The organism is Mesorhizobium sp. WSM4819 (assembly GCF_055811215.1).
The window spans coordinates 134,506-158,447 of the sequence record NZ_JBVVQO010000006.1; the positions used below are offsets into that span (position 1 = coordinate 134,506).

General features: G+C 61.0%; 21 protein-coding genes. 13 read left to right on the top strand and 8 right to left on the bottom strand.

Going from position 1 to position 23,942, the window contains the following annotated elements; translation table 11 throughout:
- Positions 1–36: 36 nt before the first annotated feature.
- Genes tssC through tssA form a run of 3 tightly spaced genes read right to left on the bottom strand, consistent with a single transcriptional unit; the run spans position 37 to position 3,284 of the window.
- A complete protein-coding gene (gene tssC, locus AC0L18_RS08190) occupies positions 37–1,542 on the bottom strand; it encodes a type VI secretion system contractile sheath large subunit (protein WP_473491512.1) in 1,506 nt (501 codons plus the stop codon).
- A gap of 2 nt (positions 1,543–1,544) precedes the next feature.
- A complete protein-coding gene (gene tssB / locus AC0L18_RS08195) occupies positions 1,545–2,084 on the bottom strand; it encodes a type VI secretion system contractile sheath small subunit (RefSeq protein WP_027154109.1) in 540 nt (179 codons plus the stop codon).
- A gap of 6 nt (positions 2,085–2,090) precedes the next feature.
- Positions 2,091–3,284 (bottom strand): type VI secretion system protein TssA, encoded by a 1,194-nt coding sequence (tssA, locus tag AC0L18_RS08200; protein WP_473491613.1) that lies wholly within the window; start codon positions 3,282–3,284, stop codon positions 2,091–2,093.
- A gap of 332 nt (positions 3,285–3,616) precedes the next feature.
- On the opposite strand from tssA, the gene tssH reads away from it, so the two are divergent.
- Positions 3,617–6,382 carry a type VI secretion system ATPase TssH gene (gene tssH / locus AC0L18_RS08205; protein ID WP_473491514.1) on the top strand — a complete coding sequence of 922 codons (2,766 nt, stop codon included), beginning with the start codon at positions 3,617–3,619 and terminating at the stop codon, positions 6,380–6,382.
- A gap of 166 nt (positions 6,383–6,548) precedes the next feature.
- Positions 6,549–6,788 carry a hypothetical protein gene (locus AC0L18_RS08210; RefSeq protein ID WP_023801316.1) on the top strand — a complete coding sequence of 80 codons (240 nt, stop codon included), beginning with the start codon at positions 6,549–6,551 and terminating at the stop codon, positions 6,786–6,788.
- Positions 6,789–7,151: 363 nt separating this feature from the next.
- On the opposite strand, the gene AC0L18_RS08215 is transcribed toward AC0L18_RS08210, so the two are convergent.
- A complete protein-coding gene (locus AC0L18_RS08215) occupies positions 7,152–8,075 on the bottom strand; it encodes a glycoside hydrolase family protein (protein ID WP_473491516.1) in 924 nt (307 codons plus the stop codon).
- Positions 8,076–8,483: 408 nt separating this feature from the next.
- Between AC0L18_RS08215 and AC0L18_RS08220 the strand changes: the two genes are divergently transcribed.
- Together AC0L18_RS08220 and glf are read left to right on the top strand one after the other, a co-directional pair.
- Positions 8,484–9,656: a glycosyltransferase gene (locus tag AC0L18_RS08220; RefSeq protein ID WP_473491517.1), complete on the top strand. Its 1,173-nt coding sequence runs from the start codon at positions 8,484–8,486 to the stop codon at positions 9,654–9,656.
- Positions 9,657–9,658: 2 nt separating this feature from the next.
- The gene (gene glf, locus AC0L18_RS08225; protein WP_473491519.1) at positions 9,659–10,834 is read left to right on the top strand and encodes a UDP-galactopyranose mutase; all 1,176 of its coding nucleotides are present in this window, start codon (positions 9,659–9,661) and stop codon (positions 10,832–10,834) included.
- A gap of 88 nt (positions 10,835–10,922) precedes the next feature.
- On the opposite strand, the gene AC0L18_RS08230 is transcribed toward glf, so the two are convergent.
- Complete coding sequence (locus AC0L18_RS08230) at positions 10,923–12,065, bottom strand: glycoside hydrolase family 1 protein (RefSeq protein ID WP_473491521.1); 1,143 nt, start codon at positions 12,063–12,065, stop codon at positions 10,923–10,925.
- Between the two features lie 257 nt (positions 12,066–12,322).
- Here AC0L18_RS08230 and AC0L18_RS08235 point away from each other — a divergent pair, with 257 nt between their 5' ends.
- Positions 12,323–14,230 carry a glycoside hydrolase 5 family protein gene (locus AC0L18_RS08235; protein ID WP_473491523.1) on the top strand — a complete coding sequence of 636 codons (1,908 nt, stop codon included), beginning with the start codon at positions 12,323–12,325 and terminating at the stop codon, positions 14,228–14,230.
- A gap of 1,396 nt (positions 14,231–15,626) precedes the next feature.
- Here the strand turns inward: AC0L18_RS08235 and AC0L18_RS08240 are convergent.
- Positions 15,627–15,779 (bottom strand): hypothetical protein, encoded by a 153-nt coding sequence (locus AC0L18_RS08240; RefSeq protein ID WP_287216975.1) that lies wholly within the window; start codon positions 15,777–15,779, stop codon positions 15,627–15,629.
- A 113-nt stretch (positions 15,780–15,892) separates the two neighbouring features.
- On the opposite strand from AC0L18_RS08240, the gene AC0L18_RS08245 reads away from it, so the two are divergent.
- From AC0L18_RS08245 to AC0L18_RS08265, 5 genes are all read left to right on the top strand, one after another.
- Complete coding sequence (locus AC0L18_RS08245; RefSeq protein WP_473491524.1) at positions 15,893–16,069, top strand: hypothetical protein; 177 nt, start codon at positions 15,893–15,895, stop codon at positions 16,067–16,069.
- Positions 16,070–16,535: 466 nt separating this feature from the next.
- Positions 16,536–17,039, top strand: a complete 504-nt coding sequence (locus AC0L18_RS08250; protein WP_473491525.1) for a DUF2243 domain-containing protein — start codon at positions 16,536–16,538, stop codon at positions 17,037–17,039.
- Positions 17,040–17,153: 114 nt separating this feature from the next.
- Positions 17,154–18,551, top strand: a complete 1,398-nt coding sequence (locus AC0L18_RS08255) for a cytochrome B6 (RefSeq protein WP_473491526.1) — start codon at positions 17,154–17,156, stop codon at positions 18,549–18,551.
- 46 nt (positions 18,552–18,597) lie between these two features.
- Entirely contained in the window at positions 18,598–19,218 is a 621-nt protein-coding gene (locus AC0L18_RS08260; protein ID WP_473491528.1) for a DUF4142 domain-containing protein, read from the top strand.
- Positions 19,219–19,374: 156 nt separating this feature from the next.
- A complete protein-coding gene (locus tag AC0L18_RS08265; RefSeq protein ID WP_473491530.1) occupies positions 19,375–19,869 on the top strand; it encodes a hypothetical protein in 495 nt (164 codons plus the stop codon).
- A 71-nt stretch (positions 19,870–19,940) separates the two neighbouring features.
- Here AC0L18_RS08265 and AC0L18_RS08270 read toward each other — a convergent pair whose 3' ends face one another.
- Both AC0L18_RS08270 and AC0L18_RS08275 read right to left on the bottom strand, forming a co-directional pair.
- Positions 19,941–20,633, bottom strand: a complete 693-nt coding sequence (locus AC0L18_RS08270) for a DUF899 domain-containing protein (RefSeq protein WP_473491531.1) — start codon at positions 20,631–20,633, stop codon at positions 19,941–19,943.
- Between the two features lie 2 nt (positions 20,634–20,635).
- Positions 20,636–20,926, bottom strand: a complete 291-nt coding sequence (locus tag AC0L18_RS08275) for a hypothetical protein (RefSeq protein WP_473491532.1) — start codon at positions 20,924–20,926, stop codon at positions 20,636–20,638.
- Positions 20,927–21,782: 856 nt separating this feature from the next.
- On the opposite strand from AC0L18_RS08275, the gene AC0L18_RS08280 reads away from it, so the two are divergent.
- The 3 genes from AC0L18_RS08280 (at position 21,783) to AC0L18_RS08290 (ending at position 23,909) form a co-directional block, all read left to right on the top strand.
- Positions 21,783–22,001, top strand: coding sequence for a hypothetical protein (locus AC0L18_RS08280; RefSeq protein ID WP_473491534.1), 219 nt, complete (start codon positions 21,783–21,785; stop codon positions 21,999–22,001).
- A gap of 148 nt (positions 22,002–22,149) precedes the next feature.
- Positions 22,150–23,436 (top strand): SDR family oxidoreductase, encoded by a 1,287-nt coding sequence (locus tag AC0L18_RS08285; RefSeq protein ID WP_473491535.1) that lies wholly within the window; start codon positions 22,150–22,152, stop codon positions 23,434–23,436.
- The gene (locus AC0L18_RS08290) at positions 23,436–23,909 is read left to right on the top strand and encodes a DUF2269 family protein (protein ID WP_236388320.1); all 474 of its coding nucleotides are present in this window, start codon (positions 23,436–23,438) and stop codon (positions 23,907–23,909) included. Before AC0L18_RS08285 ends, AC0L18_RS08290 begins: the two co-directional genes overlap by 1 nt.
- The last annotated feature ends 33 nt before the right edge of the window (positions 23,910–23,942 follow it).

Here is a 23,942-nt window from a genome sequence, read left to right on the forward strand (position 1 = left end):
GTTTTCAAAACAAAACGGGATTATGTTGCTGCAAAATCAAGCCTTTACGGACGGAAGTTCCGACACCAGTCGAAGCGAGGCGTTGATGCCCTCCAACTGGTAATGTGGGCGCAGATAGAAGCGGGCGTTGTAGTAGCCCGGCCGCCCCTCGACGCTGTCCACCTGGACTTCGGCGGCGGCAAGCGGGCGCTTGGCGCGCGCCTTGTCGTCGGCAAAGGCCGGGTTGGCCAGCACGTATCGGTTGATCCACTCGGTCAACCAGATCTGCATGTCCGACCGCTCCTTGAACGACCCTATCTTGTCGCGCGCGATGGCTTTGAGGTAATGCGCAAACCGGGAAACCGGGAACAGATAGGGCAGGTTGGCGCTCAGCCGCTCGTTCGACTGCGCGTCGGGATCGACCAGCCGGCCGGCGCGGGTCTCGTCGTCCTGCAGCGAATGCGCACCGATAAAGGCTGCGAGATCGGTGTTCTTGCGGTGCAGGATGGGCATCAGGCCGAGCTTGGCCAGCTCCGCCTCGCGGCGGTCGTCGATGGCGACTTCCGTCGGACATTTCATCGCGATCGATCCGTCGTCGGTGGGGAAGGAGTGCACCGGCAGGTTGATGACCGTGCCGCCATTCTCGACGCCGCGGATCTGTGTGCCCCAGCCGTAGAGCTTGTGGCTGCGGTTTATGTTCACGCCCATCGGGAAGGCGGCGTTCATCCAGACATATTTGTTGTGGTCGCCCTGGACCTCCTCCTCGAAGGTGAAACCCTTCACCGGAACGGTATCCGTGCCGTAGGGCAGCCGTGCCAGGACCCGCGGCATGGTCAGGCCGATATAGCGCGAATCCTCGCTCTCGCGCAGCGATTGCCACGAGGCATAGGCCGGGTTGGAGACGATCATCTGCAGGTCCTGCGGGTTCGGCAGTTCCTGCCAGCTGTCCATGCGGAACAGCCGCGGGTCGGCGGCTGCGATGAACGGCGTGTGCGCCGAGGCGCAGACGCCCGAGATGTTGCGCAACAGGCCGACGTCACGCGGATGGTTCGAGAATTCGTAGGCGCCGATCAGGCAGCCGATCGGCTCGCCACCCAGCATCGAATACTCGTCCGTATAGACCTTCTTGAAGATCGGGCTCTGGTCCCACATCTGGCCTTCGTAGTCTTCAAGCGTGTCGGCAAGCTGAACCTTGGAAATGTTCATCACCCGGATCTTCAGCTTCTGATCCGTCTCGGTGTTGTTGACGAGATACCATAGGCCGCGCCATGTACCTTCCATTTCGCGCACTTCCGGCGCGTGCAGGATCTCGTTGACCTGCTCCGACAGCATCTTGTCGATGCCCGCGATCAGCGACTTGATCGACTTGATCGCGTTGGACGAGATGGTCGTGGTGTCGGATCGCGACTGTGCCGCCAGCGCGAGATTGCGAACGAGCTGCTGCAGCTTCTCGCTGTCGTCCTTCTTGACCTTGAAATCCTTTTCCAGGAGCCCGCTGAATTCTCCGAGATCGATGGTCTCCGCCTCGGCGGCGACGGCTGCGGTCTTTTGCTGTTCGGCCATGACTACACCTCAACCTTGTCTTCGTCCGACAATGCCTGGCTGGCGATCTTGCCAAGAAGCGGCTCGTTGTTCAGAAGCTGCGCTATGCGCTTTTCGGCGTCGACGCGGCCATCCATGAAGCCGAGCAGTTCTTCGAGCTGGCGACGCATCTTGAGGATCTCGGCCAGTTGCGGGACTTGTTCGGCAATCTTGTCCGGGGCGAAGTCGCCCATCTTGGTGAAGGTAAGATCGAGCGCCAGCTCTTCATCCCGCTCGGCGCCCTCCGCCTGGGGCAGCGTGTTCTTCACGCGGGCTTTGACGCGCGGTCCAAGCGCCTCCATGAAACGCGGGAAGCGGTTCGCGTCGGTCTCGACAAAGGAGCGGTCCAGCACCGACTTCATCGCTTCCTTGGTCTGTGAAGCGCCGGAAAGATCGGCCATCACTCCCATGACGAACGGCAATTCGATCGTCGTCGGGCTGCCATAGGTTTCCACGTCATAGGCGATCTGCACGCGCGGAGCGCGGTTCCGTTCGATGACTTTCGCTTTGCTTTCAGCTGCCATGGCTCGTTACCTTTCATCCTTCTGGGCCGTCTTCTTGGCATCGGGAACGCCGGCAAGCAGCCGGAATTCCTTCAGCCCCGACGGGGCGAGATCTTCCATCAGTTCAACGAAATCCATATGCACCATCCGGCGCACCCGGCGGGCCAGGTGCGGGATCGGGCTCGACGGTTCGGTGCGGTCATAAAAGGCGACGACGAGGTCGAGGCATTTCACGACGTCGTCGCGCGAGGAAATCCGCTCCGGCAGCCCCGTGCCCGGGTCCGCGTAACTCGCCATACTTGCCATGGTATCGGCTCCATGACCCTTTGCAGGCATTTGACCGTTTCGAGCAGGCATTTCCGGATCTGCAGTCGTGTGGGCTGGCTCGGCTGCGCCGTTCGTCGCGGTCTCGATTGCCGAATTCCGTTCGAGGGTCGACAGCAAACGCTGCAGGAACCGTTTCAATTCCGGAACAGCGGCGCCACCGCCCTGCAGACGGCCGTTGAGAGCCGTCTCGACCGCATCAAGAGCCGTGATCGCCGCATGAGCATCGGCAATCAGCGACATCATCTCCGCATTGGCTTGATCGGCCTGCGCCTTGCACCCGCCATGAACCCGGTTCAGCAGTTGACCGTGCGCGCTGGCCAGCGTTGCCTTTTCCGCCGCATTCAATCCCGAAGCCGCTTCCAGAAGCATGACCCGCTCATCGAGTGCGGCTTGTTCCAGATCGCGTCCGCTGATCGGTCCCATCGGGCGCGGCGCGAAGAAAATCATTCGCCGCAAGTCCGCCAGCAGCCCGTCCTGGCCGTTCTGGAGGTCGAGCAGGGCGTTGATGCGACGCAAGGCGGCGTCGCGTGGTGAAGCGCTCGGCCGCAGGGCCGGGTGCATGGTCTCCCAATGCTGATCGAAGCTCCGCGCAACAAGGGTCAGGCCATGCGCGAGCCCGGCGAGCCGCTGCTCATTGGCCAGCGCGCGCGTGACAATGACGAGCAGGCGCAGATCCCGGCCATGCGCACGCAATTCCTCCGCCTTGTCGAGGACGGCAGGCCAGTCGACCGGAATGGTGCTTTGCGACGAGGGCTGGTTGTGGCCGCCATGGACGACCTTGACCTGCGGCTCGGTGAGACGCTCCAGCTCATGAAAGGCTGGATCGTTGCGCAAATCCTCCCCTGACGGATTTTCACCGTCCAGCGGATTCAGCCAGAGTGCGAGATCGATCACACCATCCCCCGCGCGCGGCTCTTGGGCCGTGCCTGACCCAACGTTACCACACTGCGACACTTTACCACAATTTAGTTGATGCTCAATCTCAATACTCGCCTGCAACCGGCGCGCTGGGCTCGAAAGCGCTGGCTCGATTGTCGAACCCTGTCGGTGAATGCATCGCCGACAGGCGGGGCGTTCGATGGCGTTGCAGCCGATGGCGCCGGCGCCTGCCGGGACGGAAGAAATCGACTGAATCGAACACCCGGACGGCCCGCTCATAAACGCTCTTTGTCAAGTCGCTGCTTATGTGGCAGTTTGTTGGCTGGCAGATTGGAGGGGCAAGTTCGATGGAACAGCGCCGGTCGTCGCAGAGCTTTAAACGCAAGGAACTGGTCGGCAAGCTCAATCCCATCTGTTTGCGCGCCTTCAAGGCTGCGGCCGACACCGCCAAGCTGCGCGGCAATCCTTATGTCGAGCTCGTTCACTTCATCGAGCAGCTGGTGCTTTCAGAGCGCTCGGATGTGCAGCTGATACTGGCAGACGCCGGGGTGGATGCGAGCCGGCTCACGGCCGATATGACACGCGCCGTCGACAAGCTGCCTTACGGCGCCACTTCGATCGAGGAATTTTCCGATCATATCTTTCACGCCATCCAGGAGGCCTGGGGCTTGGCGGGGCTGGAATTCAGCGTCGACGAAGTGCGCAGTTCGCATATTCTGCTCGCCTGCCTGAAGACGCCGGTGCTGGAAGGCCTGCTGTCGAAGATCAGTGGCGAATTCGACAAGATCGATGCGCAGGCCGTCATTGCGCGGTTCGCGGACGTCATGGAGGGTTCGCTCGAAGCCGGCGCCGCGACTGCGGTTGCCGCCGCCGAGACGCCGCGGCGGGCTCCGGGCGGGGATTCGGCGCTGGCCAAATATGCCACCGACCTGACCCAGCGCGCCCGCGACGGCAAGATCGATCCGGTGGTCGGGCGCGATCCCGAGATCAGGCAGATCGTCGATATCCTGATGCGGCGCCGGCAAAACAATCCGATCCTGACCGGCGAGGCGGGGGTCGGCAAAACCGCGGTCGTCGAGGGCTTTGCCTTGCGCATTGCCGAGGGCGACGTGCCGCCGACGCTGCAGGGCGTCAGCGTGCGCATGCTCGATGTCGGCCTGATGCAGGCGGGCGCCAGCGTAAAGGGTGAATTCGAAAAACGGCTGAAGGCGGTCATTGACGAGGTGCAATCCTCGGAAACGCCGGTCATCCTCTTCATCGACGAAGCGCACACCTTGATCGGCGCCGGCGGCGCGGCAGGAACCGGTGATGCGGCCAATCTGCTGAAGCCGGCGCTGGCGCGCGGCGAGCTTCGCACGATCGCAGCAACGACCTGGGCCGAATACAAGCAGCACATCGAGAAGGACCCGGCGCTTACCCGTCGCTTCCAGGTCGTCAAGATAGAGGAGCCGTCGGAAGCGGTCGCCGTTCTCATGCTGCGTGGCGTCGCCGGTGTTCTTGAGCAGCATCACAAGGTGCAGATACTCGATGAGGCGATCGAGGCGGCGGTCAGCCTCTCCCACCGCTACATCCCGGCGCGGCAACTGCCCGACAAGGCGGTGAGCCTTCTCGACACCGCCTGCGCCCGTGTCGCCATTTCGCAGCATGCCACCCCGGCCGAGGTCGAGGACATCATGCGCCGCCGCCAGGCGCTGGAGGTCGAGCGCGCCATCATCGGCCGCGAGGCAGCGATCGGCATCGACGTGGCCGACCGGCAGGCTCGGGTCGAATCCGGGCTTGCCGAGACCGAACTCACGCTTGCTGCCGCGCAGCAACGCTGGGATCGGGAAAAGGCGCTGGTTGGCGAGATACTGGAACTGCGCGCCAGGCTGCGCGGCGAGGGTGTGCCGCTCGACGCCGTGGAGCCTTCGGGGGCGGTGGCCGAAACCGCAGGCGCCGATGTATCTGAGATCAAAGCGCCCGAACCCGATACGCCCGAACCCGATACGGAAGCAACGGCCGCTGCCGGTCCTTCTCCACCCGACCCGGCTGCCGATCTCGCGCGGCTGCGCGAGCTGATGGCCGAACTCGCAGAAGCGCAGGGCGAGACGCCGCTGATCCTGCCGTCGGTCGACCGCAACGCCGTGGCGGCGGTGGTGCAGGACTGGACCGGCATCCCGACTGGCCGGATGCTGTCGAGCCAGACCGAAAAGGCGCTGCGGCTCGCCGTCACGCTGTCCGAGCGCGTGGTCGGTCAGGATCACGCCATGGAGATGATTGCCAAGCGCGTGCAGACCAGCCGCGCCGGGCTCGGCGCGCCCGAAAAGCCGGTGGGGGTGTTTTTGCTCTGCGGTCCCTCGGGCGTCGGCAAGACCGAAACCGCGCTGGCCCTGGCCGAGACGCTCTATGGCGGCGAGCAGAACCTCATTTCGATCAACATGTCCGAGTTCCAGGAGGCGCATACGGTCTCAACCTTGAAGGGCGCGCCACCCGGATATGTCGGCTACGGCAAGGGCGGCATCCTCACCGAGGCGGTCCGGCGCAAGCCCTATTCGGTGATCCTGCTTGACGAGGTCGAGAAGGCGCATCCGGACGTGCACGAAATCTTCTTCCAGGTCTTCGACAAGGGAATGATGGACGACAGTGAAGGCCGGCGGATCGATTTCAAGAACACGCTGATCCTGCTCACCTCGAACGTTGGTTCCGAAGTCATCATGGACCGGACCAGCAGCGGCACGGTGCGGGCGGGGCTCGACGATCTCGACACAGCACTGCGCGCCCCGCTGCTGAAGGTTTTCCCAGCGGCCTTTCTTGGCCGGGTGGTGACCATCCCTTATTACCCGCTCTCGGACATGATGATCGAAGCGATCACCCGCCATCAGTTCGCCAAGATCGCCCGCCGCCTGCGCTCGAGCAACGATGCCGAGTTGGTGATCGGTGACGGTGTCATGGATCTGGTCAAAGCCCGCTGCACCGAGATCGAATCCGGCGGGCGAATGATCGACGCCATTTTGACTAACACGCTTCTGCCGGAGTTGAGCCGTGGCGTTCTGAACCGGTCGCTCGAGGGCGAAAAGATGACGAAGGTGACGGTCGGAGCCTCCGAAGGAGGTTTCACCTATTCCTTCGAATAGCTGAGCAGCAATCTGTGGTTAACCGGCGCCGTAGCACCGCTCAGGGTTGATCCGCCGCATTTTGCGCCCGAGCACCAGAGCCAATTTGGCGTGGTTTCGCGCGTCGGTTGCATCCTGGCCCCAGACACGCTACTATACCCTCTCGCGTTCCCGGGGGGGAAGGTGGATGAGCATCGTCCATAGGGTCGGTCCAGTTCTAGATCAGGCGATTGCCGCAGTCCTCAACAGGGCCGGCTATGGCGACACCGTCTCGGTCAAAGCGGCATTAAACCAGGTTCGGCAAGCTGCACCTGGTTTGGTCGCATCCAATGACGATCTGACCGAAGCTATCCTCGAAGTCGCTGCTGCTTTGGGCCTGTTGGTGGCTTTCGATGAGCACGAGCAGTATCCGCTCAATCCCGCTTAGTAATCCGATCACCGCTCGGAAGGTCTAGCGAAATAATCCGCCCCCTAAGGGAACCCTTTAGCAATCGGCGAGTTGCGTTCAGAGCTAAAGGTAACCGTCATGGCAACTCGAGAGAGCGAACGCGGCTTCCGAGAGCTGGTCCGTTCGGAAGACAATCGTCGCAGACTACGCAAGCGATTAGGACTGGACGGAGATGAAACCCTGTCGCCGAGGCTTGCCGCACTAGCTTTGAAGCTTCAGAAGGAGCTTGAGCGGCGAGAGCAAGAGCTGGCCGACGAGAACCCCCAATCGCCCTGAAGTTCGTCATGGCACCTCGTCCTCTGGACCATGATGGCAAAGCGCGACAGAGCGCGGTCGTTTCTGCTAGGCCACTCGCGAAACCGCTTGCTGATCCAGGTCGCATCTAGCCAGTCCGAAACGCCAGCGATGGTTCGTTGCCTCACGTCTGCTCTGGTAGAACAAGGTCAGTTTCCCGCCCTCGATCATCACCGTCGAATGGCCGTTTTCCCCAGGCTCACCAGGATCGAGCACGGGGCCGATCGAGACGTAGGGACCCTGGACGTCCTCGGCTATGGCGAAGAATACGCGCTGACGACTTCCGCGCGGACCGTCGGGAAGGAAGCAGGTGGCGTTGAGAAGCACGCGACCGTCAGGCAATTCGACCAGTTGGGCGCCCTCGATCCCCCATTCGTAGTCCGGATGCTCGCGCGCATTGTGATGGGGAACGTCGAGATGATCCAATATCTTGCCGAGACGTTTCCATGGCCCGAACCAGGAATCGGATTGGCTGCGCGCCAGATAGACGTCAGGCTGCGGCACCCTGGTGAATTTAGGCATGCCTGAATAGACGATGTAGCGCCTGCCGCCGATAACCGCCGGATGGGGATCGTAGATACCGTCCTCATCGGTGTCCGGCAGCGACAATATCGCCGGATTCAGCACCACCCAGTTGAAGCCATCATTGGAAACCGCATGTTCGCAACGTCCGCCCGACTTCATGAATTCGGTCTGGATAAACATATGGAAGACGCCGCATTCATGAATGACGCCGGGTGCCGCTATGCCCGATCCGGTTACGGCCAAGTCGAGCGCCTCATGCTCAGTCCACGGCCCATAAAGGTCCGGAGCCGTGGCATGTAGTATTTTCCAGCTCTCGGTCGTGACGGTGCCGCTCGAGCCGAAGACGTGCCAAAGCGTGCCGTCGAACACCGGACAAGGATCCTTCAGATCATCCACGGCCTGCGGGTGAAACAGCGGAAAGACGTCGGTTTCGAAGTTGAATTTCATCTCTTGGCTCGCTCACGGCGTGTTTGGTCGGCGGTCGCGGGCCCGTGCGCCACTCGGCCGAATCGATTCACATACCGTTAACTTATAGCTCCCCCGATTAACGCTTGTTGAACGACCAAACGTTCTCAACCGTTTTGTGGCAATGCGCCACATTTGTTGAGATCACGCGTGGCCGAGGCGCCCGCGTGGTCAGGATGGTTCGGGCATCTGTGGCTGGCCGCTCCATTCATCGGTGGATCAATCGCGCAAGTGCGGCGCCACTGCTCAGACACGCACGCAGTTCAACTCTGTGGAACAACTTACTTCAATGGAAGTTAGATGTGCGCCTACGGGCCTTAGGTCCAACGAGCCTCGATTAACATATGTTACTTCGAGTGAATAGCGCACTATAACGAAGGGATAACTTGTATGGAAATGGCGGGCGGCAAGCAAATATCACCTAACATACCCGTAAAATCGTCAATATTACTTTGCTTTTCTCACCTAAGATGGAATTTCGTACACCAACGCCCACAGCACATTCTGACGCTCGCTTCAAAACAGCAGCAGCTAATTTACTTTGAGGAACCGGTCTTCGAGGAAAGACACTACCCCTTCATGCGGGTGAATGATGAGACGCCGATGATCCGAACCGTAACCCCGGTTCTTCCGGCCGGGATCTCCGCAACAAAGGCGGACGCCATCCAGCGCAGGTTCGTCGACCAGATCCTCACCTCAGCCCCGCACGACCGGCTTACCGTATGGTATTACACGCCGATGGCGCTGCGTTTCAGCGATCATCTCCGCTGCGACGTGTGCGTCTACGACTGCATGGATGAACTCTCCGCCTTCAAGAACGCGCCGGCAGAGTTGACGCAGATGGAAAAGGCGCTGTTTCAGCGCGCCGATGTCGTGTTCACGGGCGGACTGAGCCTGTACGAGGCCAAACGATGCCTCCACAAGTCGATCTTTCCCTTCCCAAGCAGCATCGACGTGGCGCATTTTCACAAGGCAAGACAGCCCGGCGATGACCCTGTAGATCAGGTCGACATACCTCACCCGAGAGTTGGCTTCTTCGGCGTGATCGACGAGCGGCTCGACATCGAGATGATCGCGCAGGCGGCTGCGGCAATGTCCGACGTGCATTTCGTCATGCTCGGCCCGGTGGTCAAGATCGACCCGCTAAGCCTGCCGCGCGCAGCTAACTTGCATTGGCTGGGTGCCAAGTCCTACGCCGATCTGCCTCGCTATCTCAGGCACTGGAGCGCCGGTTGGATGCCCTTCGCGCTCAATGAGGCGACACGCTACATCAGCCCGACCAAAACTCCCGAGTTCCTGGCGGCCGGACTGCCGGTGGTGTCCACGGCGATTGTGGATGTCGTGCGCACCTATGGTGCGGAAGGCCTGGTCGATATCGTCGACGCCGAAGATCTCGAACCCAAGCTTCGGTCTGTTTTATCGCGCCCGCGCGACTTCCTGCTGAACAAAGTCGACGCCTACCTCGCCAACATGTCGTGGGAGCGGACGTGGGAGGCAATGGCTGCCCACATCCAGCGCGCCTATGCCATGAAGAGCATTGTGCCGTTGCGCCGGGGAGCCTGACCATGTTCGATTGGCTCATTGTCGGTGCCGGCTTCGCCGGCAGCGTGCTTGCTGAACGCATCGCATCGCAACGGCATGAAAGCGTTCTGCTCATCGACCGTCGAAATCACGTCGGCGGCAACGCTTATGACTGCTATGATGAGGCGGGAATTCTGATCCACCGCTATGGGCCGCATATATTCCACACCAACGCCCGATCGATAATCGACTATCTGTCGCAGTTCACCGAATGGAGGCCTTACGAACATCGCGTACTGGCTTCGGTCGACGGAAAACTGCTGCCGATACCGATAAATCTCGACACCATTAACCGCCTGTACGGCTTTGAATTCAATTCCGAGCAGTTGGAGGAGTTCTTCGTTTCCCGGAGGGAAACGGTCGAAGAAGTTCGCACCGCCGAAGACGTGGTTGTGAGCACGGTCGGCAGGGAACTCTACGAGAAATTCTTTCGCGGCTATACAAGGAAGCAGTGGGGTGTCGATCCGGCCCAGTTGAGCAAGTCGGTGACGGCGCGGGTTCCTACCCGAACCAACCGCGATGACCGCTACTTTGGCGACATCTTCCAGAATATGCCGGCTGGCGGGTATACACGCATGTTCCAGCGCATGCTGGACAAGCCAAAGATCAAGATCATGCTGCAAACCGACTATCGCGAAATTCGCGACACGATCCCCTTTCAGCGCATGATCTACACCGGGCCAATTGATGAATATTTCGATTGGAGCCTTGGTCGTCTGCCTTATCGATCACTGCGGTTCGAGCACGTGACGCTTGACTGCGAGCAGTTTCAACCGGTCGCGGTAGTCAATTATCCGCAGACGAAAAACTATACCCGCATCACCGAGTACAAGCATCTGACCGGCCAGCAGAACCCGAAAACCAGCCTGACCTACGAATATCCAACCGATATCGGAGATCCCTATTACCCGGTGCCACGGGCGGAAAACGAGACGCTGTACAAACGTTACGAAGCACTGGCTGCGGCGTGCCCCGACGTCTGGTTCGTTGGGCGCCTGGCGACGTACCGCTATTACAACATGGATCAGGTCGTCGGTCAGGCCTTGGCGACGTTCGCGCGAATTCAACAAAGCCTGCCGGCGAACGGCGCCGCGCAGATGCCAACGCACCGAGCGATGCTCGGTTCGTCGGGCACGGCTCGCGGCGAACATCAATACTGATCTCGGATAGCGGCAGCCAAGTCAAGTCGCGCCTTGCCGTGATCCGCCGCGAGAAGTGGCCAACGTCACGTCGCGCCTTTTTTAACGGCTACGAAGCCGCGAACAATGCGCGCTGGCGCTCCAATTCATTTGCAACCGGCTGGCGAAGGCTGCGCGAACCGTCGGCATGTATCGTCGAGAACAAGCCGACTTCCGCGTGGCGCGAATTGTCCCAGCCGGGATACGCGGTCACCGGGTAAAGGCATATGCCCTGGACCGGCGTACCAAGGCTCATCGCGTCGCGGACCTCATCGCAGACATAATGGAGCCATGCCGGCCGGCCTGACCCTTCAGCACCCGTCTCGGCGATAAACATAGGTTTCCTGTAGCGCTCAGCGACCTCGACCAACATGTCCGAAAGTGCCCGGTATTCGTGGTGACCCATTGGTATCGTTGGCCCCTGAAAGTACCATTGATTGTGCGGATAAAAGTTGAGCCCGATGACGTCGACACAGTCCTCGCTGCCGCCCAGTTCGGGCTCGGCACGGCCCGTCAGCATGTCATAGGCTTCAAACTGGCCCTGACGAACATTTTCTGCGCGCCGCTGCTCGGCGCGAGTGCGGTCGCGAGGAGCGACGTGGATTAGCGGTTCAGCCCAGATGAACCTGCAATCAGGTTCGGCATCCCGCATGGCTTTGACGCCCGCAACCGCTGCCCTCACAAGCTGCCGCTTGAACCATCCCCGCTTCTTCGGCCCCACGCGCGGGAAATAGCCGACCTCTATCGCCCATGCGAAGAACGAGATTTCATTGATGGGACATACCAGGGGAGCTGTCCCGGCAACGGAGCGGTGAACCCGGACAGCCTCAGCGGCGAATCGCACATAGGCCTCGGTGAAACCTGAGCCACCCTGGTCGACATGATCCGGCGAGCCGTAGTGAAAGATATCCCAGATGACCTGCACCTCGGCGGCCTGAGCTGCTTCGATCATCGATATCCAACCCGACCAATCGAAAACTCCTGACTCTGTTTCAATCAGGTGCCAGCGCAAGCCGTCGCGAATCGTGCGAAGCCCAAGGGCAGCACAACTGCGATAGTCGCCGAGGGCGTGCGTGTCGTGGGCGGTCGCGCGGATCAAATCGAGGCGCACTCCGTCGCCGCGCCGATGCGATGAACACTCGAAACCAGCCATGAAGAAGCTGGCAAACGCGGACCGGTACTCGCCTGGCGAACGCGCCGGATCGCCGCTCATACGCGCGACCCGTCGGTCCAGGCTCGCGCCGACGCTCCCGCCAGGCGACCGGCCATTGCCGGTCTCGACCGCCACAATTTCCTTCGGGCCTCCATCACGGTGGTCCCCTGAGCGGTAAATGCCGTGCAAGCGTAGAATGTTGAGCAAGCAAGCGTGAGGGAGCCGAGTCCAGCTGTTGTCGGTGAGCAGACGTTGACCTCAGGATGGCAGGCCGGCGCTCTGAAGCCGCGCCTCGCCAATCGTTGTCGGGCTGGATGATGGAATCCGAAGAAGGAGAAGATCGCGGGCACGACAACTATGAAACCGATGAGATGAACCGACACGCGCAATCTCCCCCACACTGCCTACCGAACTTGCCTGCGAACGTGAGGTTCCCTTCGGCTGAAGTTTTTCTGGGGAGGCGACCTGTCAACCTGGCATTTCTGCCTTGTCGACGAAGCGACGCACGACAATTCCGCTCCCTCGTCATGTCCGCAGCGGGGGCTCTCACACGGCTATCTGAACCGAGCGTGCGTTCTGCGGCCTGCAACTTCTCTGGTGATCGGGTCGACATCACCGGATCCGCGCCGCTCTTGAGGCGGGGCGCCGCTGCGTCGGGACAGGGCATCGTTGTACCGCAAAATGGGGCGAAAGGATCCAAGCCCGGCGAAACATTTTGCCACCGCGGCAGTTATACTGCTCCGCGGACGAAATTCGAGCATGCCTTGAACGATATCAGATTGGCGACACCGCTGGTCGGCGAAGTGGAAGACTCCGCGCCGAGATCGGCTGCGGGCCTGCCTTGGATCAAGGTAGCCGGTTCGTATTTCGTCACCGAGGACGGCGAGGCATGGACGCCGATCGGGCAGAATGATGCGGTAAGCTGGCCCGAACTCAATGGTCTGTTCCGGCGCGCCGATATGGCCGGCGTGGAAGATCATCTCCGTTGGCTGAAGGAAAGCGGCGTCACCTGTCTTAGGCTGATGCTGGAATATGCCCAGGTTCGCCACCGCTACTTCGAGAAGCCGCAGGGCCGCTTCGTGCCGGCGATGGTGGGACTGTGGGACGACCTCTTCCGTCTTTGCGAAAAACAGGGCTTGAGAATCCTGCTCACCCCCTTTGATACGTTCTGGCAGTGGCTGCACTGGCGCCACCATCCCTACAACCACCACAACGGAGGCGTGCTGGACCACCCGTCCCGATTCCTGGTCTGCCCCGATACCCGCCGCGCGATCAAGGCGAGGCTGGAATTCGTGGTTCGCAGATGGAGCGGCAGCGGAGCCCTCTTCGCATGGGACCTCTGGAACGAAATCCATCCCGAGCAGGCTCAGGGCAGCGCGGACGGCTTCGGCGCCTTCATCCATGATCTCAGCGATTTTGTGCGCCGCCTGGAAACGTCACTTTACGGCCGCTCTCACCCGCAGACCGTTTCGCTATTCGGACCTGAGCTTCGCTGGCGGCCGCAAATGCCGCTGGCCGCACCGATCTTCCGCCACCCCGACCTCGATTTCGCCTCCCTCCATCTCTACGAGGAGGGCACAATTGACGACCCCAGTGACACGGTGGCGCCGGCGCTTGGCATGGCGCGAATCGTCGGAGAGGCGCTTGGTGAAATTCTTGACGGCCGCCCTTTTCTCGATTCCGAGCACGGCCCGATCCACTCGTTCAAAGACAAGAAGATCACGCTCCCCGAACCTTTCGACGATGAATACTTCCGCCATTTGCAATGGGCTCACCTGGCGGCGGGGGGTGCCGGTGGCGGCATGCGGTGGCCGAACCGCTCCCCGCACGTGCTCACCCCCGGAATGCGGCGGGCGCAGCGTTCGCTGGCCGACTTCCTGCCTCTGATAGATTGGGTTTCGTTCCGGCGTGTCCATCTCGGCGACAAGATGCGGGTTTCCGGTCCAGACATCGCGCCGGTCGCCTGCGGCGACGATTCCCAGGCAGTGGTCTGGCTGGTTCGCAGCGACACGATCGGGCGAAACGGCATGCTGCGTGCCGGCACTGCGCCCATTCCTGCCGTCCTGGAGTTGCCCGGGTTGGCTCGCGGCACCTATCGCGTGATCGCCTGGGACACCGCGGCCGGCAGGCAAACAGCGGAATGGCAGGCGAATTCGGATGGCTGGCTGAAGCTTGATGTGCCGCCGTTCTCCGCAGATGTCGCACTTGCCGTCCGCCGGATTTAGGCAAGCAACTTCGCGCCGATGCCGATTTCAGTGATCTCCCAAGGCCTGGAGTCTCGTGCCGGCAATGCAGCCGGTCGCGAGGAAGGCGTATTGCAAACGACGGAGTCGTTTAGGCGGTGAGCTCGCCTAATTGTTGCGCCGTGGTTGCGACCTGAGCCACGCGTATCCAAGGCGCAGGTAGGGCAGGGAAAACATGGCCGGGCCCGAAGTTGGGGTGCCAAAGGAGAGAGGGATGGCGACCACGGCGTCGCAGCATCGGCGTTTCCGCGCCCTCCAATATTCACGGCGCAGAAGGTAAGCGCCCGGCACGCTCGAGGCCGCCCGCAACCGCAGGATTTCGGTGACCGCAGCGGCTTCCCTCGGGGTCTTCAGTCTGCGCGGGGCCTTGCGCGGTCAGCCGCCCGCAGTCTGATCTGGTCGGCCAAGTCCTTTCTTTGTAGCGAGTTTTTGCTTTTCTTTCAGCAGCCGAACGATTGCGTCGACGGGCGGCGCAAGGTCGGGCGCCGACTTGCTGTTCGAGCGCCACAAGTATCCAAAGAATGTTCTCAGTATGCGCATTGTCGTTACCTCCTGGACCACCAAACTTGGCTTGGGCGTTGTTGTTCCTGAACGACGGGCCAAGTCCAAAGGCGAACTCACCACGTGGCAAGCAGGCACGGCTGGGGACGGGGTAGGTTCTGGAACTGGTTCCTCCAGAACTCAGCCGTGGTCGCTCCCCGTTGTGGACGCTCGTCCATTCTTCCGACCTGGAATTCGGGGAGACGGTTGAGAGGCTTGGCTGAGTAGACCGAGCAGGCCCTGGCGTGGGCACAGGGCGCGGGGGTGCCGTGGCGAACACCGACAAGCTGAAGGAGTATTCTCATGCCCAGCCTCCTGCAGGAGCCCTAAACAACGGCAAAGTGGTTGAAGCGTTCTACAGGAACGGCCAGCGCTTTGGAGTGGATGTAGCCCCGTGCCGAACGAGGCGGCTGTTTTTTTGCTGTCAGGGTGGAACCCGATCTGGCGACAATAGTTCGGTGCGGCAACAAAGCCCTGTGCTGTAAGATCGGGGAGTACAATGCGGGAAAGACAAGCATTCACCGATAAAGAAAAACAAGACAGAAAGGAACGCACGTCGGATGCTGCACGGGAATTGATCGAGGTCGAGCGCGCGGCACGAGATGCAAAGACGGCTCGGCTCCGGGAACAACGACTGAGGACTGAAACGGCTCTTCCTGGGGCACCGGCACCGAAACCGAAGAGGAATTGGAAGACCAAGAAGTCGTACTAGGCACACTGCACCTGGCGCTCTCTAATTTTCCGTGGCCGTCTCAAGGCGCAGTTTAGTTGGAGTAACTGGTTTTGCTCGCGCCAACGTCGCGTAGATAGCGCGAGCTTTAGCGGGCTACCAGAATCCTTAGGTCCGCTCGCCGAACTCTCTCCCGTTTCCAGGCGTCGGACGACGATCGTCGGGTGGAATCTGGATGACCTCCGCTTCGGTGCGGCCGAACTCACGGCCAATTTGAAATGCCGCGTACAGCGCGCCAAGACTGATTAAGAATCGAAGCATTGAGATCTCCTTCGGCGGTAGAACTACATGGCCGGCAGTTAGTTCCACAGGTTACGGAACCACAACGCTCAACATTCGTTGCCACTGACCTGGGCCAAGGAGGACGCAAACAGATGGCGGTCAAGAGGACGAGCGACGCGAGCCGAGTTAAGAAGGGTGCAGAACTAGAAGTTGAGCACCTCGCGGAAGTGACAGACGTGACGCCCAAACAAGCGCGGGCATTGCTTCGCAAGCACGGCGCAGACTGGCAGCGGCTGAAGGACGAAGCTGAAGATTTGAAGAAAAGATGACTAGTGGGGTCGATCTTCGGCGCCATTCAGAAGTAGCCCCGCCTGATTGGGACCTACTTGCGCACAAGCCAGTCCGGCGCATCCGAATCGACATGCTCGTGGTCGGTCAACTCACTCACGAGTAGTTTGGCGTGTGACCGCCATCGCCTCATATTGTCAGCTAGTCAGCAGCGATCAGCCGTCGTAGCGAGCGCTTGATGTCGCCGCGCGTCCAGCCGGCGCCAAGCATTCAGTCGACGATCCGCGCCGATGTCGATTTCAGTGATCTCCTAAGGCCCGGAGTCTCGTGCCGGCGATGTAGCCTGTCGCAAGCAAGGCGTGTTGCAATCGCCGGAGTCGTTTAGGCGGTGAGCTGGCGCTTGATTGTTGCGCCGTGGTTGCGACCTGAGGCACGCGTGTTCAAGGGGCAGGTAGGGCAGGGAACACATGGCCTGGCCCGAAGTTAGGCCGCTAAAGGAGAAGGGGGATGGAGACCACGGCTTCGCAGCATCGCCGCTTTCCAGCGTCCGCAGGTATTCTGCTGGGGCTTGGCCTGGGCGGGTTCTTCGATGGAATCGTGCTGCACCAGTTGCTCCAGTGGCATCATATGGTGACCAGCGCCGGCTATCCCTCCGACAGTGTTGAGAACCTTAGGTTCAACACGCTTCTCGATGGCCTGTTCCACGCCGGCACATACATCTTCGTCGTGCTTGGTTTGGCCGTGCTCTGGCGCACCGCTCACAAATCTCATCTCTGGTGGTCGGGAAAGATGTTGCTTGGGACGATGCTCATGGGCTTCGGGATATTCAACCTGGTCGAAGGGTTGATCAATCACCAGCTTCTCGGCATCCACCATGTCAACGAAACCGTTCCGCAGGACCAGTGGATCTACTGGGACATCGGGTTCCTGGTTTGGGGTGCGTTGATGCTGATCGGCGGCCTGGCGCTGGCAAAGCGGGGCAAACGGGAGTCGCCAGGCGAGCCTCGCTAGTCTGGGCGCCGGCACTGTCCGCATACAACGAACGGTCGATCCCGGTTGCGCCGCTCGCGGCGGGAACAAATCACGCGCAGCGCGGTTCGGAGCACTTCAGCCATGGAGGGAAAAATGCGCAGAGTGTTGAATGCAGGCATTCCATGCGCTCTTGTCGTTGTTGCCGCCAGCCTCAGCGCACTGTCGGATCCACTGCCGCCCGATACAACCTACCGACCATTGCCCGCTCGTCCATTTTCCGCCGTCAAGGCTGATGACGAAGCGCAGAAGCCGCGCGTCATGGCGCGCCAGCGGGCTTTGCTGGAGGAGCGGTACGACCTGTCGGATCGCCCCATGTCAGGCACAATGATGTCGGGCGGGACAAAACCTGTCCAGGACGGCGTCCGGGTCAAGCTGGCGAATGGCCAGACCTGGCAGGGCCTGTCGGAGATGAGCCCTGGCGAGATACGTGACCGCAACCTGCTGCCCAATGGTCTTCTGCCGCTGCCCCATGTCAAACAGGCGACCGGAGGACAGGTTTTTCCGGAACAGGAAATTCGTGAGATCGGCCGGCAGGAGGGGCGCGATCTCCGACGCTTCGACGTCGATTTCGATCTTCCCGATCACCTTACGCCAGAGTTCCCGTCACCGATATTCCTGACTACCCATCCGGAACTGGGCGATGTTTCCCGGGGCGAGTTGCTGACGATCCGCAACTACTATGAAATCATGAATGGCATCATCACGCCGGTTCAGATGGAAGGGCTGCGGCTACTCCTGACGCCGTTCCCGCAGGAGGAATTCAATCAGACCGAGGACCGCAAGGTGGCGGCGCAGAGTCTGGGCGTAACCTGCCTCGATTGCCATGCCAACTTCAACACCAATGCTGCCTTTCATCTGACGCCCGATGTCAGGCCGCAGGCCGCGCGCTTCCGTCTCGACACGACTAGCCTGCGCGGTCTGTTCAACCAGCAGATCCATGGGTCGAAACGGTCGCTGCGCTCGGTCGAGGATTTTACCGAATTCGAGCAGCGCACCGCATACTTCAACGGCGATCATGTCAGCGCTACCAGGAAGGGCGTCAACCTGCCCGATCGCACAAACCAGGTGGCGATGATGGCGCAGATGCAGAACATCATCGATTTTCCGCCGGCGCCGAAGCTCGACCCGTTCGGACGGCTCGACCCCGCCTTGGCCAGCGAGCAGGAACTGGCAGGCGAGCGCGTGTTCATGGGCAAGGGCCGCTGCGCACAATGCCATGTCCCGCAAACGTCGTTCATGGACAACAACATGCACGATCTGAAGCTGGAGCGCTTCTATAAGCCGGGGCAGACCTTCAACGACATGGTGGAATTGCCGGACGGGCCGATCAAGACGTTTACGCTGCGCGGCATAAGGGACACGCCGCCCTATCTGCATGACGGCCGTCTGATGACGCTCGCCGATACGGTCGAGTTTTTCAACCTGGTGCTCGGCACCAAGCTCACCCAGGACGAAAAGAACGACCTCGTTGCCTATATGCTCGCGCTTTGACCGCGGCAGGCCGACCGATCCCGGCGCATCTTCGAAGGAGGTTCTCATGCGTGTTTTTGCAACTGTGTTGGGATTGGTGGTGCTTTCCGCATCGCCTCTCTCGGTATCGCCGCTTTTGGCCCAGATCGGAAACCCGGCCGGCATGGCTCCGGATACCAGGATGGAGGCGCCGGGACGGCCGGCGCCTCATCAGACCAACTACCAGGACCGGCTGTTCGCGCAGCTCGCCGCCGCCGGCGGCGCAGCCGAGGTCGAATTCGGCAAGCTCGCGAAAAAGTCCGGCAACTCCGCCGTCACCGCATTTGCCGGCCGGATGGTCGACGACCACTCGGCGGCGAACGCGAGACTGAAATCTCTCGCTGAGACCAATAAGATCCCGCTGCCGGAAGGGCTCGACGAGGAGCACGAGCGGCAGCGGGCCGCGCTTGAAAAGCTCGACGGGGCGAAATTTGATATGGCCTATATCAGCGGGCAGATCACCGATCACCAGAAGACGGTGCAGCTGCTTGAATGGGAGATAGGATCTGGACAGAACGCCGGCCTTCAGCATTTCGCCTCCGAGACTTTGCCGACGGTGCTCGAGCATCTGCAACTGGCGCGCGACATCAAGGCGGAACTGGCAAGCCAAGCGATCGCCGACTCCGCCGCTGCGCCGACTAAGCAGTAGCCCGCCGGCGGCAACATCACTTTTTCCTGCATTGTCCCTCGGCCAGTCTCGTCGCGTTTCCTTGCAGCGAGTGGCCGTCCACGATCTCGCGCGCAGCGGCAGTCCGGAACAATCGCGCCAGACTGCCGTTTGGCAGTATCATCGTGGGAGGAGGTGTTGCAGCGGATCGTATCAGGAGCTCTGGCGGGATTTGCGGCCACGCTGGCGATGACCATCGCCATGCGGCGCCTTCATCCGTTGCTTGACAACCGGGACCGTTATCCTTTGCCACCGCGCGAGATCGTCGAGCGCGTTGCCACCGCCGGTGACGAGCAGGGCGCGCGAACCAGCACGCTGCTTGCCCATTTCGGCTTTGGAGCCCTGACCGGCTCGATTTTCGCGCTTCTGCCCACGCGCCGTGGCAACGGCATCCTTTATGGCCTGGGCGTGTGGGCGCTCAGCTATCTCGGATGGATTCCCGCTGCCCATATCCTCGCGCCAGCCTGGCGGCACCCCTTCTACCGAAATGTTCTGATGCTGGCCGTCCATGTCGTCTGGGGCGCGACCCTCTCCAGGTCTCTGAGCGAGCTCGAAGCCGCAAGCGCCGAAGTGTTTGGTCGGCCCGCCGGCCCAAGGGCGGCGATATCGGAAATTCGTGAGGAGCCAGGCTGATGGCTCCAGGGCAGCGGCTTGTAGATGCGACGGATATATTTCTCGTTTTCCGTCCGGGCTCATTCGCGGGCCTACGCGTAGCGGTCGTGGCGGCGCACCCAGTCCATTCCCTCAGCTTCGTTGCGCCCCTTTGGCATCAGGTCGAGCATGGCGTAGGTGCCCATCATCACCTCTACACCGCGGCCGAAGGTGGTGTACGTGTGAAAGACGGTGCCAGCCTCATCCTTGTAGAAGGCGCTCAGACCAGGCCATTCCTCGCCGGTTTCCCGCCATTCGCCGTAGTTGTAGTCGATGTGCCCGGTGGCGACCTCTTCGGGCGTGAAACTGACCCGGAAATCGTAGTTGAACGGACTGCCGTTCGAGGACACCCATCGGAACTGCCAGCCCATACGTCTGCGGTAGCGCTCAATATCGGCAAGCGGCGCGCGCGAGACGGCGATCATGGTTACATCGTGATGCGCCAGATGCTTGTTCATGCCGTCGGTGTGATCAGCCATGAACGAGCAACTCGGGCAGCCTTCCTTCCATCCCGGTGCGAACATGAAATGTTGCACGAGAAGTTGCGAGCGGCCGTCGAAGAGATCGGCGAGCGCACGCGGACCATCCGGCGTGTCAAACGCGTATTCCTTGTCGATACGCACCCAGGGCAAGGCGAGCCGCTCGCGTGCGACCTTGTCGCGAAGCTGCGTGAGTTCCTTCTCCGCTCGCAGGAGGTCCCGGCGGGCGGTCAGCCAGTTATCGCGTGAAACAACAGCGTGTTGCATTGTCAGTCTCCTTGGGTTTGGGCGACGGAAGTGTTGCAGTGCTGCGAACGGGCGGAAAAGAGCTTCAGCCACGGCGATACGTGAAAGAGGCTCATCAGCAGGTACATCAGGGCCATGTCGTTGATCGGCATGAAAGGCGGGGCGGCAGAGCACATGGTCATGCTCGAGCCGACAGTAGAAATCCAGGCCATCAGTGCAAAGGTCGGTGCGGCGGCGAGCCCGAGCCAGCGGGCAAAACCGACCGCCTGCCCGAGCAACGAAGTGGCTTTCTCTTTTGCTGCAAACATCGTCATTTCCGGTCCTGCGGTCGAATTCGCCGTTTCCACGGTTTCGATAAAAGACGCTATCTCGGGCAGCCGGAGAGGTGAGAGTTACAAGTGTGACGGGATTTCAATGTGGGGCTGCAAACGGACCTGCAGCAATCGCCTACCGCAATAATCGGGAGCGCGCATTAGCCCTAATCCAACGCAATCTCACCGCGATCGGCCGACACGGAAACGAATGAGACAACTCCCGGTTGTTGGCAGGGTTGACCCGATGCGGTCATTCAGCGCGAGCGTCGCTTGCTGGAACTGCGTCAGTCGGTCGGAGGCCAATGGTGTTTTTAATGGAACGCTAATATACATGGACGCTCGATCGAGCAGCGCCTGCCAAATACCTGGGGGAACGCCATGCGAAGCCTCGTCTTCACGATGTGTATCGCCACCGCAACTGCCGCCAGCGCCCATGATTGGTACGAGGACAGGATTGACCCACTGACGAAATTCAAGTGTTGCGGTGGCTCTGATTGCCGCGCCATACCTCGGTCGTCGGTACGGTCCAGGATAGACGGTGGGTACACTTACTTGCCGCATGATTTCAACATCCCACGGGACCGTGTGCAGGAATCGCCGGACGGCCAATACCACATCTGCGAGAGTACCTACGTCGTCACTAATCAGCTGTATTGGCGTTGCTTTTTCGCACCTCGCGCAAATGTCTCTCTAATTCTCCCACATTAAGATACTGCCTGAATTCCTTGCCGCCCGGACAAGTGGAGCTGGACCAGTCCCAGCGCTTCGGCCGGAGAAGCAGCTGTTGTGATCGATCATCCGGGGAACATTTTCGTCAACCTTCTATTAAGCAGAGAAGCTGGTTTGGAGCAGATCAATGGGCATTTTTTCCGACCTTGATAAGAAATTGACGGAAAATCTCTACGCGCACGGCAACGACCTCGTCGATCCTGCTGCGGATCTTCCCGAGAGCGTCGAGGAACGGGTCGAACTCTTGATGCCGTTCGTTCAGCCCGAGGCTCGCGAGTTGGTCCGCTCGCAAATCCTTGGTCTCATTCATGAGTACATGAATGAGGATTCCGCCCCATCGCGTTAGAGACCGTGGTCATGCGGCCATCTGCAACCCTGAGCAACTCGCCGAAAGACGTGTGCTTTCGCAGCGCCGGAAAAACATCGATGATAGGGAAGAGATACGCGCCGAATAGAACGGCGGCGATCTCGTGGCTGCCGGAGATCGGGGTCCGATGAGAATTCTCGTTGTTGGGGCCACCGGCTTTATCGGCGCTTCGATCTGCGCCCGCCTCGTCTCCGAAGGACATGAGGTGGTCGGCATCGCCCGTAGCCTTCGGGCAAATGCCGCCCGTGATTACCAGACATTGGTGCTGGATATGGCAGCCGCGCTACGCCCTGAAGATTGGCTGCCGCATCTGACTGGCGTCGATGCCGTGGTGAACTGTGCCGGCGTTCTGCAGGACAGCCCGCGCGAAAAGACCGGGCAAGTCCATCGCGATGCGGCGGCGGCTCTTTTTCTCGCCTGCGCGGGGGCCGGCGTTGCCAAGGTGATCCACTTCTCGGCAATGGGAGTGGATCGGGCACAGCCTTCGTCGTTCTCGGCGACGAAATATGCCGGCGATCAGGCGCTGATGGCGCTTGACCTGGACTGGATAATCCTTCGCCCTTCCGTGGTGCTCGGCCGGCCTGTGTTTGGGGCCAGTGCATTGTTTCGCGGTCTGGCCTCGCTGCCGGTCCTGCCGTCAATGCCAGATACCGGCCGGCTGCAGGTCGTGCAGCTCGAGGATGTGGTCTCGACGGTGCTCTTCTTTCTCAATCCCGGCAGCCCGTCTCGTCTGGCGCTGGAGCTTGCCGGTCCCGAACAGCTGACCATGGATGAGGTCGTCGGTACTTTCCGCCGCTGGCTCGGCTGGGCTCCTGCGGCCAGGCTGGTCTTGCCGGGCTGGGGTGCGCGGCTTCTCTATCGCCTCGGCGATTTTGCCGCGATGCTCGGCTGGCGGCCCCCAATGCGCAGCAACGCCGCCAGGGAGATCGCACGGGGGGCGCTCGGAGATCCCTCGGACTGGATTTCCCTGACCGGCACGCGGCCACAAAGCCTGGCGCAGTTCCTCGCGCTCAATCCTGCGACGGTGCAGGAAAAATGGTTTGCCGGGCTTTATGTTACCAAGCCGGCAATCTACGTCGTGCTGCCGTTGTTCTGGATCATGACAGGGATTGTGTCGCTGACCACTGGCTACGGCAACGGCATCGGCCTCATGCAAAGCACGGGGGCTGGCATCTTGTCGGCGCCTGCCGTGATCGCCGGCGCTCTTGCCGACATCGTCGTCGGCGCACTCATAGCCTGGCGGCCAACGGCGCGAAAAGGTCTCTACGCCGGCATCGCGCTGTCGCTGTTCTATCTGGCCGTTGGCACGTTCCTGCGCCCGGACCTGTGGAACGAACCACTTGGGCCATTCCTGAAGGTCTTGCCGATCATCGTCCTTCACTTCGTTGCCTTGGCGATCCTGGAGGAGCGCTGATGCTCTATTTCGTGCTGAAGTTCCTGCACGTCATCGGTGCCAGCGTGCTGCTTGGCACCGGGGCCGGCATCGCCTTCTTCATGCTTCTCGCCCACAGGACCGGCAACGCGGCAACAATTGCGGCAGTGGCGCGCATCGTGGTGGTCGCCGACTTTCTCTTCACGGCAACTGCCGTCGTGGCGCAGCCGATAACCGGCGTCGCGCTCGCCTGGCTGGCGGGCTACTCGCTCTCCGAAGGCTGGATCGTGCTGTCCATCGCGCTCTATATCGTCACCGGTGTGTTCTGGCTACCAGTGGTATGGATGCAGATGGAAATGCGCAATCTGGCGTCCGAAGCCGCCAAAACGGGGACCCCGCTGCCGGCCCGGTATATCAGGCTTTTCCGGCTGTGGTTCGCCTTCGGCTTTCCCGCCTTTGCTGCCGTCCTCGGGATTTTCTGGCTGATGATCGCGCGGCCGACGATCGAGTGGTGACGCCTTGCCGCGACAGATGTGGTCGCTTGGATT